This is a genomic window from Paenibacillus sp. FSL H8-0168, assembly GCF_038592955.1.
Lineage (GTDB): Bacteria > Bacillota > Bacilli > Paenibacillales > Paenibacillaceae > Paenibacillus > Paenibacillus polymyxa_B.
This window is the reverse complement of sequence record NZ_CP151948.1, coordinates 4,363,565-4,376,194: the sequence shown is the minus strand read 5'-3', so window position 1 is coordinate 4,376,194 and position 12,630 is coordinate 4,363,565. Positions and strand designations below refer to the sequence as shown.

12 protein-coding genes are annotated in these 12,630 nt (G+C 46.0%); 10 read left to right on the top strand and 2 right to left on the bottom strand.

All coding sequences use genetic code 11. The annotated features are described in order from the left end of the window. Genes queA through yajC form a run of 3 tightly spaced genes read left to right on the top strand, consistent with a single transcriptional unit; the run spans position 1 to position 2,559 of the window. The gene (gene queA / locus MHI21_RS19245) at positions 1 to 1,029 is read left to right on the top strand and encodes a tRNA preQ1(34) S-adenosylmethionine ribosyltransferase-isomerase QueA (RefSeq protein ID WP_341163304.1); all 1,029 of its coding nucleotides are present in this window, start codon (positions 1 to 3) and stop codon (positions 1,027 to 1,029) included. A 20-nt stretch (positions 1,030 to 1,049) separates the two neighbouring features. Beyond that, complete coding sequence (tgt, locus tag MHI21_RS19240) at positions 1,050 to 2,189, top strand: tRNA guanosine(34) transglycosylase Tgt (RefSeq protein ID WP_039275028.1); 1,140 nt, start codon at positions 1,050 to 1,052, stop codon at positions 2,187 to 2,189. Positions 2,190 to 2,223: 34 nt separating this feature from the next. After that, entirely contained in the window at positions 2,224 to 2,559 is a 336-nt protein-coding gene (gene yajC, locus MHI21_RS19235) for a preprotein translocase subunit YajC (protein WP_061829379.1), read from the top strand. Positions 2,560 to 2,647: 88 nt separating this feature from the next. Here the strand turns inward: yajC and MHI21_RS19230 are convergent, their stop codons facing one another. Then, the gene (locus MHI21_RS19230) at positions 2,648 to 3,037 is read right to left on the bottom strand and encodes a TIGR04086 family membrane protein (RefSeq protein ID WP_341163305.1); all 390 of its coding nucleotides are present in this window, start codon (positions 3,035 to 3,037) and stop codon (positions 2,648 to 2,650) included. Positions 3,038 to 3,243: 206 nt separating this feature from the next. On the opposite strand from MHI21_RS19230, the gene MHI21_RS19225 reads away from it, so the two are divergent. Beyond that, positions 3,244 to 4,020, top strand: a complete 777-nt coding sequence (locus MHI21_RS19225; RefSeq protein WP_341163306.1) for a DUF421 domain-containing protein — start codon at positions 3,244 to 3,246, stop codon at positions 4,018 to 4,020. A 4-nt stretch (positions 4,021 to 4,024) separates the two neighbouring features. Here the strand turns inward: MHI21_RS19225 and spoVB are convergent, their stop codons facing one another. After that, entirely contained in the window at positions 4,025 to 5,599 is a 1,575-nt protein-coding gene (spoVB, locus tag MHI21_RS19220) for a stage V sporulation protein B (protein ID WP_341163307.1), read from the bottom strand. A gap of 307 nt (positions 5,600 to 5,906) precedes the next feature. Here spoVB and MHI21_RS19215 point away from each other — a divergent pair, with 307 nt between their 5' ends. From MHI21_RS19215 to MHI21_RS19190, 6 genes are all read left to right on the top strand, one after another. After that, positions 5,907 to 6,164 carry a post-transcriptional regulator gene (locus MHI21_RS19215; protein WP_013311570.1) on the top strand — a complete coding sequence of 86 codons (258 nt, stop codon included), beginning with the start codon at positions 5,907 to 5,909 and terminating at the stop codon, positions 6,162 to 6,164. A 90-nt stretch (positions 6,165 to 6,254) separates the two neighbouring features. Then, positions 6,255 to 7,511, top strand: coding sequence for a protein translocase subunit SecD (secD, locus tag MHI21_RS19210; RefSeq protein WP_023989930.1), 1,257 nt, complete (start codon positions 6,255 to 6,257; stop codon positions 7,509 to 7,511). After that, positions 7,501 to 8,418 (top strand): protein translocase subunit SecF, encoded by a 918-nt coding sequence (gene secF, locus MHI21_RS19205; RefSeq protein WP_023989929.1) that lies wholly within the window; start codon positions 7,501 to 7,503, stop codon positions 8,416 to 8,418. Before secD ends, secF begins: the two co-directional genes overlap by 11 nt. A gap of 202 nt (positions 8,419 to 8,620) precedes the next feature. Then, the gene (locus MHI21_RS19200) at positions 8,621 to 9,577 is read left to right on the top strand and encodes a cation diffusion facilitator family transporter (protein ID WP_023989928.1); all 957 of its coding nucleotides are present in this window, start codon (positions 8,621 to 8,623) and stop codon (positions 9,575 to 9,577) included. A gap of 33 nt (positions 9,578 to 9,610) precedes the next feature. Further along, positions 9,611 to 12,007: a single-stranded-DNA-specific exonuclease RecJ gene (gene recJ, locus MHI21_RS19195; protein ID WP_341163308.1), complete on the top strand. Its 2,397-nt coding sequence runs from the start codon at positions 9,611 to 9,613 to the stop codon at positions 12,005 to 12,007. A gap of 68 nt (positions 12,008 to 12,075) precedes the next feature. Continuing rightward, entirely contained in the window at positions 12,076 to 12,588 is a 513-nt protein-coding gene (locus MHI21_RS19190; protein ID WP_023989926.1) for an adenine phosphoribosyltransferase, read from the top strand. Positions 12,589 to 12,630: the final 42 nt, after the last annotated feature.

Sequence of the window (12,630 nt, the reverse complement as noted above, 5' to 3'; positions counted from 1 at the left end):
ATGAATGTAAACGACTACGATTTTGAACTGCCTGAAACATTAATTGCACAGACACCTTTGCTTGATCGGAGCGCTTCCAGATTACTGACGTTAAACAAAAATAACGGTGAAGTGGGTCATCATACGTTTTCGGATATTGTGCAGTATCTCCACCCAGGGGATACGCTGGTATTAAACGATACGAGAGTGATTCCTGCACGCTTGTTTGGCATCAAGGAAGACACGGGAGCTAAGGCTGAGGTTTTGTTGCTTAAGCAACTGCAAGGGGACCGATGGGAAGCATTGGTGAAACCCGGTAAAAAGCTAAAAAAGGGTGCTGTTATTGTTTTCGGTGATGAGCTGAAAGCAGTAATTGAGGAAGAAGGAGATATGGGCGGAAGGGTGCTTTCATTTTCATATGACGGTATTTTTCAGGAGATCTTGGACCGTCTGGGGCAGATGCCGCTTCCGCCGTATATCAAGGAACAACTGGATGACCGCGAGCGTTATCAGACCGTTTATGCTCGACATGAAGGTTCGGCTGCGGCTCCAACGGCAGGGCTGCATTTTACAGAAGAATTGCTGGACCAGATTAAAAAGAAGGGCGTTACCGTTGCCTTTATCACACTTCATGTTGGCTTAGGGACGTTCAGACCGATGTCTGTGGATACGATTGAAGAGCATGTCATGCACGAAGAGTATTATTCATTATCACAGGAAACGGCAGATGTACTTAATGCAACCAAGGCGCGCGGTGGGAGAATCGTGGCAGTGGGAACAACCAGTTGTCGAACGCTGGAGACGGTGGGCAATACATTCGCAGATGGAGTGCTGCAGGCCAGCAGTGGCTGGACACAGATTTTTATTTATCCAGGCTACGAATTCCGTGTGGTGGATGCGATGATTACGAATTTCCATTTGCCTAAATCCACCTTGGTTATGCTGGTCAGCGCACTGGCGGGCAGGGAGAATATTATGCATGCTTACCAGGAGGCGATTGACCGACAATATCGGTTCTTCAGCTTCGGGGACGCAATGTTCATTTATTAATTAAGGATGGTAGAGAAAATATGGCACCAGCAATAAGATACGAACATATTAAAACCTGCAAGCAATCGGGAGCTCGTCTCGGGCGTGTACACACACCTCACGGAGTTATTGAGACACCAACCTTTATGCCGGTGGGAACTCAAGCGACTGTTAAAACGATGAGTCCTGAGGAACTGAAAGCGATGGATGCTCAAATTATTTTGAGTAACACGTACCATTTGTTTCTTCGTCCCGGCCACGATATTATTCGTGAAGCGGGTGGGCTGCACAAGTTTATGAATTGGGATCGCCCTATTTTAACAGACAGCGGCGGATTCCAGGTGTTTTCTTTAAGTGAAATGCGTAAAATTTCAGAGGAGGGTGTTCATTTTCGCTCTCATTTAAATGGAGATAAGAAGTTTCTTTCACCAGAAGTGGCGATGGAAATTCAAAACTCGCTTGGCTCAGATATTATGATGGCCTTCGATGAATGCCCGCCGTTTCCGGCTGAATATGAGTATGTGAAAAAGTCACTGGAACGCACCAGTCGTTGGGCTGAGCGTTGTCTAGAGGCACACGCGCGTCCTCATGATCAAGGTCTGTTTGCCATTGTTCAGGGAGGCATGCATGAAGATCTGCGCAAGCAAAGCGCTGCGGATTTGACTTCCATGGATTTCCCGGGGTATGCTATTGGTGGACTGAGCGTAGGTGAACCGAAACATTTGATGTATGAAGTGCTCGATTATACGGTTCCTCTGCTTCCCACCAACAAGCCACGTTATTTGATGGGCGTGGGTTCGCCTGATGCTTTGATTGAAGGCTCCATCCGTGGTGTGGATATGTTCGATTGTGTACTTCCAACCCGAATTGCTCGCAACGGGACAACGATGACCAGCCAAGGTCGTCTTGTCGTTCGCAATGCCCAATATGCAAGTGATTTTGGCCCGCTTGATCCCGCTTGTGATTGTTATACTTGTCGCAATTATTCACGTGCTTACTTGCGACATTTGATTAAAGCGGATGAAACCTTCGGGCTCCGACTGACAACGTATCATAACTTGCATTTCTTAATACAATTGATGCGTAATGTCAGACAAGCGATTATGGATGACAGGCTGCTTGATTTCCGAGATGAATTTTTTGAGCAGTACGGTCTTCATGATAATGATAAAGGCTTTTAAGTTTTAGGGAGAGTATACGAAAGGGGGATTTAACATGTTTCATTTTGCTACAGCCGCTGCTGCACCCGGTGGAACTGGCGGACTTTTCCAAATGATCTGGCCACTGGCTCTGATGTTTGTAATCTTCTATTTCTTGCTGATTCGCCCGAATCAGAAAAAACAAAAGCAGCGTCAAACGATGCTTCAAGCTTTGAAAAAGGGAGATAAAGTAATTACAATCGGAGGTCTTCACGGTACAATTATGGAGATTACGGATGATGTAGTAGTTTTGCGTGTGAATGATGTCACGAAGCTGACCTTTGACCGCAGTGCAATCAGCAACGCGATTGCAAAAGACACGGCATCTGAGGAAGTTGTTTCCAAATCGTAAAATGCTGGTGACCGTTATGCAAAAACCGAGCCTTTGAGGAGGCTCGGTTTTTTTGTGTTGTTTTATTACATGGATACAAACATTGTGATTACTTGTTGAGATTAATGCCAAACATCCCACCACCTGCGCCTATGACAAACGCGAAACCTAAGTGTAACAGGTCCTTGCCGTTCATGCCCGCATCCAATGCCAGAAAACCGACCAGAAGAACGATTAGTCCATACAGGATGCCTGTCATACCGCCTTGATACCAGCCTTTGTTTGTGGATCTTTTACCGGCGACGAAGCCGCCAGATAGCATGGCGAATGCATGGACGATGTACGTATACAATGATAAGTCCTGTTCCTGCATCTGTGTCAGCCACAAGAGTAATGAAAGAATCAATGCGCCAAGCAGCATCCATGCAAAAGCATAAAATAAACCGGATAAAATGGGATGGGCCAGACGAAACGAACACCAGCGGCGAATGAGCTCCATTGATAATTCCTCCTGTACCAAGGTTTGAACTATTATCATTCTATGGCCAAGCCTCCCGGCTTAGTACCAAGTCGCAAGCAGTCTTTCTCTTTATTTCAATAATTTAGCCTTTTGTTTTTTGTATGAGCCAAGTGAGGAACGGTCAGAATACGTGTACAATGAACGACTAATGTCTTATTGCAAGTACAGGAGAGGAGGCGAACATATTGAGTCACGATATTTTTGCTCATATTTTTCGGACGCTGCTCATGTATTTTATTGTATATCTGGTGATGCGCTTGATGGGTAAAAGGGAGATCGGCAAATTGTCTGTTTTCGATCTCGTCATATCCATTATGATTGCAGAAATTGCTGTATTTAGCCTGGAGGATATAAAACGTCCACTTTATGAAGGGTTGATTCCTTTAGGAGTGCTGTTAATTTTGCAAATCGGGATTTCATTTTTCAGTCTGAAAAGTCGGCGACTGCGCTTACTATTTGATGGTAGGCCCAGTGTATTGTACTCTAATGGACAATTAAACAAGGATGAAATGGTAAAACAACGTTACAATTTAGATGACTTACTGTTACAACTTCGCGAACAAAATATAGAAAGTCTGGACGAAGTTGAATATGTTATTTTGGAAACGACAGGTAAGCTAACGGTTATAGGTAAGGATGATAACGATGGAGTGGAACACGAAAAAATGAAGCAAGAATTAAACGGAACAGATTTGACAAACAAAGAGCAACAGGTGAATAAAGTCCATCCTTCTCCACAAATCGGTGGAAAGTTTAGATATGAGGGACTGCCTATTCCATTAATCATGGATGGCAAGGTGCTGGATCGAAATTTGGAACGGATGGATATGAACCGTTTTTGGCTTAAAAATCAGATTCAAGCGAAGGGACACAAAGATTTTAAGGATGTTTTTTTATGCTCGGTTAACCATAGAGGTGATGTGTACATTACACCACCGGCCTATGGAAAATCTTTGGATTAGATTTTTATGCTTTAAACCATCTTCTCAGGATTGGAATGCGTGTAAGGTTGTCCCAATCAATCATTTTGATCAAGGTCATCAGGAAAAGGTACAGTATAATTCCCAAGCCTGCAGCAAAAATAAACTGAAGCCACATTTGGTTGAACATCGTTAGATGTCTGTAGGTATATAATACTGCTGCTGCCATGATGATCATGCCTATTCCAGTCTTCCAGAAATCGAGCAAACGTACGCGGAAGCGAAGCAGTCTGCTGACACTGAAGCCGTGAAGAAGAGTAACAATGGCACTGTTAATACAAATGGCGATGACAGCTCCATAGATACCATACTGAGGTTGGGAAGCAAGCCAGACAATCAGTACAATTTTGAAAACGGCTCCGATAAAGGTATTTAATAAGGCACTTCCAGGACGGTCTAACGCCTGAAGTGCTGCCTGAAGCGGGGCCTGAATGTACATAAAAATTGCAAAAGGTGCCATGAGCTTAAGCATGCCTGCAATATCGCCATTATTGTAGAGTAGCAGACACAGAGGTTCTGCCAATACATACATGATAACGGCAAATGGGGCTCCTGCAACCAAAGCGAGCCGAAGCGATTGATGTAAACGTTTGTGAATGGCTGTGATATGCCCCTTGGCTGCTGCTTCGGATAACGAAGGAACGAGTGAAACTGCTAGCGAACTGGTAAGAACTCCAGGTAGTAATAATACAGGAATGACCATGCCCTGCATGGCTCCATATTGTGCGGTTGCCACGCCAGTTGCAATGCCTGCTACGGCGAGGCTACGCATGCACAAGATAGATTCGAGCAAATAGGATAAGGAACCAACAAGCCTTCCAGCAGTAACGGGAACGGATATAGACATAAGACGTGACAAAACGGATGATTGCTCGGGTTGAACCTCAGAGGAGGGGATAGGCGACTTCGGCTGAAGGATGCGATCTTTTCGATGGTTACACACGTATTGCCATAGCAGCACAATCATGCCAATGAATTCGCCCGCCAGAGCACCGAGCATGGCACCTGCAGCAGCGTAGGCTACCCCATGAGGAAGTAACAAGTAAGCAAACCAAATGACACAAAAAATGCGCATAACGGTCTCCGCAATGGAGGAGGTGGCAGAAGGAATCATATTTTGCTTTCCCTGAAAATAGCCCCTATAAGCCGAGGAAACAGCTACAATGACTATCATTGGGCTCATGCTCACGAATGTATAATACACGCGGCTGTCGGTCAGGAGATGGCTTGTGATCCAAGGCGCGAACACAAGACAGAGCACCATGGCGATCAGACTGAGTGTAATGGTGAAGCGCAGGCTGGTGTGCAAAATACGCCGCGACATTTCGGGCTGTCCCGCCGTTTCGGCTTCGGCTACTAGCTTGGCTACCGCAAGAGGGATTCCCCCTGTAATAAGCGTCACCAGAACGATAAAAAAGGGATACCCCTGTTGGTACAAGCCAACTCCTTCGGGGCCGATGATACGCGGGAGTGCGATTCGGGGAATAAAACCTAGTATCCGGTTGATAATTCCCGCTGCCAATAAAATAATTGCTCCATGGATGAATGTCTGCTTTTTCAATCGCAACTCCCTCTTCCCCAAAATGTAATTCTGCGTCTATACATTACTTTAGAAGATATGCTGGACCTGTCCATCTTCATGACAAGCTTTTCCGTTCAGAAACAAAGTGATTTAGACAACAAGAGGGAGAGTGGTGAATTCTGCTATTGACGAGCGAAATGAATGCATATATTGTTGATTTAAGGCTATTTTCAACGAAAAGAAGGGTTTTCCAGGATCAGGACAGAAATGTTCTACAAAGCAGTCAATAACCCCGCTAATTGCTGATCTGCGGAACCGGTAGTCGCTGGGAGGAGGAACGGCCATCGTGGGTATGGAAGAGCTGGATGAGCAGGATTGGGATGACGCAATTGAGATGCTCTGTCAAAGTAAGGCGGACGAGTTGATTCTCGTAGGCTATGAGCATGTCACAAGTAAGGACGTGTGGAATTGCGTCAGCCATAAATATGAAAAGGAGGGTATCCCTCCGCTGCACAAGCTCGTTAACGATATACTTTCCCTTAAAGCGACGAGCTTTATGAACTATTTGACTATGTCCGCATTACGGGGCTCCACTTTCGAATAGAAGGGGGTCTTTTTTTGCGTTCAAATTGACTGCTTTTTGAGGGGTAGCTATAATAGGAATATTGAGAATGAAAGGGGAACATGGGACGGAATGAAGAGAATTCTAAGTTTCATCGTGGTCGTGCTCATAACTACTGGTGTTATGATCGGGACAAGCCCGGGCCTACTGAACAGTTTAAAATTAGGCCTCGATTTAAAGGGAGGCTTTGAGATTTTATATGAAGCCCAGCCTTTGGAAGCCGGGCAGAGTGTAACCAGACAGTCTCTTATACAAACAGCTCAAAGTCTGGAGAGACGGATTAATGCGCTCGGTACGACTGAGCCGGAAGTAACAACAGAGGGAAGCAACCGAATTCGCGTGCGGCTTGCTGGTGTCACTAATGAGGCAGAAGTCCGCTCCATGCTGAAAAAGCCTGCAGAATTAACGTTCCGCAGTGCAACGGCAGCAGATGCTAAAAAGCCAGGCCAATACAGCAAAATTGAGCTCCGCGGTAATGATTTTGTGGAGAATGGCGCTGTTGTAGGCTATGACCAGCTGAATCAACCTGAGATTAGTATCAAAGTGAAGGACAAAGCTAAATTTGCAGAAATCACAAAGCGACTTCTGAATAAAGAATTAGCTATTTTCCTGGATCAGGAATTGCTGTCTGCACCTACAGTACGTGGGGAATTAACGGACGGTAGCGCGTCAATCACAGGTAGCTACACTCGTGATGAAGCGAATAAACTGGCGGATACGATTAATCTGGGTGCCCTTCCGCTCAAACTGACGGAAAAATATTCTCAGAGTGTAGGTGCTACGCTGGGTCAATTGTCACTGGATCAGACGATTCGTGCTGGGTTGATCGGCTCAATCATTATTCTGGTATTTATGATTGCGATGTTCCGTATACCAGGATTAGTGGCCAGTTTTTGTCTCATCGTTCATACTTGGCTGGTGCTTGCGATCTTCTACTTGGGTGGATTCGTGCTCACGCTCCCAGGTATCGCCGCCTTCGTGCTCGGGATCGGGATGGCAGTCGATGCCAATATTATTACGTATGAACGGATTAAAGAAGAAATCAAGACGGGCAAAACGATTCGTTCTTCCGTTATCGCAGGTAGTAAGGCTTCGTTCCGTACCGTTATGGATGCCAATATTACGACAATTATAGCGGCAGCGGTTATGTTTGGTCTCGGAACAGGCTCCGTTAGAGGTTTCGCTCTGGTGCTTATCGTTGATATTGTCACCAGTATCTTGACGAATATCTTCTTCTCCCGCTTCTTGCTCAATCTGCTGGTTAAAGCGGATGCTGTGAAGAAGCCCAAGTATTTTGGTGTGAAGGAGAGTGATATTAGTGCGCTTTAATTGGGACTATAAATATATCAAGATGAGCAAGTGGTTTTACACGTTCTCGATTATTATCACACTGCTTGGTATTCTGAGCTTGTCGATATTCGGCTTGAATTACGGGGTAGACTTTCGTTCCGGTTCCAATGTGGATGTCAATTTGACTAAAGTCGTTACGCAGGAACAGATTCAAACTTTGCTGGACAAGCAGAAGATCGGTAAAGAGGTGGATTATACACCGGGGAAAGAGCGTTTCGGCATTCGCTTCTCACAAGTTTTGACGGATCAGCAAGTGAATGACTTTAAGACTTCCTTTAATAAAGAGCTTGATCCAAAGGCTTCCTTTGAGGTCAATACAGTAGATACGGAAATGGCACAAGAACTGGAGCGGAATGCAATATGGGCGATTTTGCTAGCATGTGTAGCCATCGCGGTCTATATTTCGATCCGGTTTGAATGGCGGTTTGCCATTGCAGCCATCGTTTCGTTGTTGCATGATGCCTTCCTCGTTATCAGTATTTTCTCGATTTTCCGGCTTGAGGTGGATTTGACCTTTATTACGGCAATTCTAACGATTGTTGGTTTCTCCATTAATGATACCGTCGTTATTTTTGACCGTATTCGGGAAAATCTACGATTTGCGAAGAAGAAGTCCAGAGACGACTTAGAGCAGGTAGTTGATCACAGTATTGCGCAGACAATGACTCGTTCACTTGCAACCGTGTTTACGGTGTTTATTGCCTCCGTATGTTTGTTCATATTTGGCGGCGAATCGATCCGTATGTTCTCACTTGCAATGGTCATTGGTTTGTTGTTTGGTGCTTATTCCTCCATTTTCATTGCCAGCCCGCTGTGGGTGGCATTGAAAGGAAAACAAAAATCCCCGACAGCTGGCGGGGGCGCGGTCAAAACTGCAAAGTCTTAAGTTACGCAAATACCAGTAGTATAAATTAAAGAGAAAGCCGCGTCTGCTTGGGCGCGGTTTTCTAAGGTTTTGAGATTTACCTTGAGTAAGGGCACAATAGTGGACACTTAATGTGAATGGTTTTTTGTTTTGAGAAATTTCGGTTATTTTAGAATGGAGCTTTATTAGGAAAGGGTTAGTTCAGGATTGAGGGGGAAACGTTGTGAATAGCGAACGCAGCCGATCATTGGAAACTGCGGCGTTGAGCGGGATTGTAGGCAATCTCGCGCTGGCTGTTCTAAAGGGAACCGTCGGTTATGCGGCAAACAGCAAGGCGTTGTTGGGGGATGCACTGCACACGGCTGCGGATAGTGCTTCCCGTTTGCAGGAGCTTCTGTTTTCCAAGGGTGCTACAGGGCACGGAATGCTGGCACGGTTGCGGAACGGTGAAAAAGTTCGGACGGTCATATCTGTGGTGCTGGCTATTTTAGTGCTGATGAGTGGTCTTCAGCTAGCTATTTCGGCGGTTCGTTCATTAAGCAGTTCGGAACCGCAGGCTCCCGGTCTGTATGCATTAATTACCGTATTTATTGCGTTGGTGTTGAGAGAGGCGTTATTTCAGTTTCAATATCGCTACTCGATTAAACATGGTCATAAAGCGGAAGCAGATCGGTACGCTAACCATGAACGTTACTCGCTGTATGCATCGTTGATTGCATTGATCGGCATGATCGGTGCAATGACTGGCGAAGCAATGGAATGGCCTGCATTATTATATCTTGATCCAACCGCAGCTTTGCTGGTAGCCTGTCTGGTGCTGCGCAAAGGATATTTGATGGTAATGAATACCGCTTACCAGGTTCCTGCACAGCCCTTGCAGGAGGAAGACTCCCGACGCTTTATGGAGACGATTCAACGGGTGTATGGTATTGTAACGGTTGAGCACTTACATGCCCAGGAAACAGGCCATTTCATAACAGTGGATGTAACGATAAGTGTGAACCCGCGGATTACGGTACAGGAAGCGCAGGAAATCGCCGATCGAGCAAAAAATTTACTGTTAGCCCGTTTTCCACAGGTGACCCATGTACAAATGCAGTTCATTTCTTATCAAGCCGGGTATCCTTACAAATCCAATCATGAACTGCCAGATAATGATGTGTCGTCGTTGCTTCAATAGAGTAGGACGACTATGAAAGAAAGGTGAACAGGATTGCTTCATTCGCAGTACAGATGGAAGACCCCAGAGGCTAACCTGGAAGCGGCTCAGCTGTTGACAGAAGAGCTGGGGATTTCACCATTGTTGTCCCGGCTTTTAGTGAACCGGGGCGTCACTACCGCCGGGGAAGCAAACCGCTTTTTGTACGGAAGTGTGGACGATGTACACGACCCTTATCTGCTTCTTGGTATGAAAGAGGCCGTACCGAGAATTCGCCAGGCTTTGGAACGTGGCGAGCATATATTAATCTATGGCGATTATGATGCGGACGGCGTGTCCAGTACATCATTGATGATTCAGCTCATGCGTTTTCTGAAGGCTTCTTATGATATTTATATTCCCCATCGTTCTAATGAGGGATATGGTCTGCATAACCATGCCCTTGATTGGGCTCATCAGCAGGGAGTTACACTGGTCATTACGGTAGATACGGGAATTAGTGCAGTCGAGCAAATTGCTTATGCAACTTCCTTGGGGATAGATGTTATTGTGACGGATCATCATGAGCCGCCTGCTGTACTTCCCGAGGCATATACTTTGATTAATCCAAAGCTACCTGGTTGCCCATACCCATTTAAAGGTCTTGCAGGTGTTGGTGTTGCCCTGAAGCTCGCTCAGGCGCTGTTGGGTGAGGTGCCAGAGGAATGGTTTGAAATCGCCGCTATCGGCACGGTAGCCGATCTGATGCCACTACATGGTGAAAATCGGACGATGGTACGCAGAGGCATTCAATCCATGAGAAACTCTGCATTTCCGGGTATCCGTGCGTTGCTCCATGTAGCGGGCGTGGATATATCTACAGTGACTTCAGTCAACATCGCATTTGCATTGGCTCCGCGGATTAATGCCAGCGGGCGCCTGGATCATGCGGGACGAGCAGTTTCTCTGCTGACGACAGAAAAAGAGGAAGAAGCAGACCAACTTGCGCATGCGCTGGATCTGCTCAATCGTGAGCGTCAACAGGTGGTCGAACGTATTGTGGAGCAAGCCGAGCAACAATTAGCATCCAAACTGAATGGAGGCAAGCTACCGTCAGTTATTGTGTTGGCTGGTGAAGGCTGGAATGTCGGCGTTGTCGGAATTGTGGCATCCAAGCTACTGGATCGCTATTATCGACCGACCATTATTCTTGGTATAGATGCTGAGACAGGCACGTGCAAAGGTTCTGCCCGGTCTATTCCTGCATTGGATATCTACAGTGCTCTTACGGACAGCCATGAGCTTATGGAGCATTTTGGTGGTCATCCTTCGGCTGCGGGTATGACGCTGTGCCGTGACAATCTGAAATTGTTTGAAGAACAGCTGAACCGCTATGCGGGTTCCATTCTGACACCAGAAGATCTCATTCCTGTAGCTGAAGCTGATATGGTCTGTCGTTTGGACGAGGTATCTTTGCAAGTGGTTGAAGAACTGGAATTGCTTCAGCCTTTTGGTATGGGGAATCCTTCTCCACGATTCGTATTACAGGGTCTGCAATTGCGCGAGGCTCGTAAAATGGGACGTGAGAAAAATCATGTGAAGCTCCTGCTGGAGCAGAACGGTTTATCGCTGGACGCGATTGCCTTCCGTCGTGGCGATTTGGCTGATTTTTTACAGCAACAAACGGAGATAGATCTGCTGGGTGAATTGTCAATTAACGAATGGAACGGTAAAAGGTCTCTTCAGCTAATGATGCAGGACATTCGAGTGCAGGCGCCACAAATTTTTGATTATCGTGGAGTGTCGGACCCTTTTGCCGAATTAGAGCGGGGACTGAAGATTTTTCATCCACGTATTGAGGAAAGAAAGAAAGACGTTGCGGTGTTGATTCATCCGTCATCCAGGCTTCGTCCATCGAGCTCCGTGGATGCTGAATCCTTTTGGTTATACGATAAAGATGGCAGTGTTATTCCCAGTGATGGTCAAAGAGGTGCACAGCACTCTGTAAAGTCGCTGTTCGTACTGGAGCCGCCGGATACACCGGATCAGTTTCAGGCATTATGGTCTACCTTTGAGAATGTAGAGAACGTATTTCTCCTTCATTCGGTCAGTGAGCGTGGCGGTCGACTCGTAAGCCCCGACAGAGAGCTGTTCAAGCGCATTTACGTTGTGCTTTCCCGAATGGGAACACAGCCTATTGATGAAAAGGCAATGCTGCCTGCTCTTAGCCGACAGTGTTCCTGTTCAGTACGCATGTTATCCAAAGTATTGGACATCTTCGAAGAGCTTGAGTTTATGACGCGTACAGATGGTCAATTCCGTTTTGTATCCAATCCGCCTAAGCGGGATTTAACCGCTTCTCCACGCTATCAGGAATTGTATAATATGGCTGAAATGGAGAAGTATTTGCTGGATGCGGACACTACCCAGATGACGAGCTGGATTATGTCGCTTATGAAGGGTGCGTCTTGAGATACTATTTCGCAATTTATGTTGTAAAATGTATATACTAATTTGAAGTTACAGTAGGAGGAACTAAGTTGGACTACAAAGAATATATTCGGGTGATTTCCGATTTTCCACAACCAGGGATTAGTTTTAAGGACATTACGACCCTGATGAAAAATGGTGAACTGTACCGCAAGGCTATCAACGATATGAAGGAACTGGTATCGGATTTGAAAATTGATTTGATTGCAGGGCCAGAAGCACGTGGGTTCGTTGTTGGTGCTCCTTTGGCTTATGCGCTTGGTGTTGGTTTTATTCCCATCCGTAAAAGTGGCAAGCTCCCTGGGGAAACCATTGAGGAAGCATACGGTTTGGAGTATGGTAAAGATACACTGGCGATGCATAAGGATGCTATAGAGCCAGGCCAAAATGTTCTGATTGCTGATGACCTGCTTGCTACAGGTGGAACTATTGCTACATCCGTGAACTTGGTACGCCAGCTTGGTGGCAATGTGGCAGGGGCTGCTTTTCTTATCGAGCTGTCTGATCTAAACGGTCGGGCGAAACTGCCTGATGTAGATGTATTCACTCTGATTACGTATTAAGTATTTCGAAACCTGGGTTTCCCGGGAAATAATTATGAACGG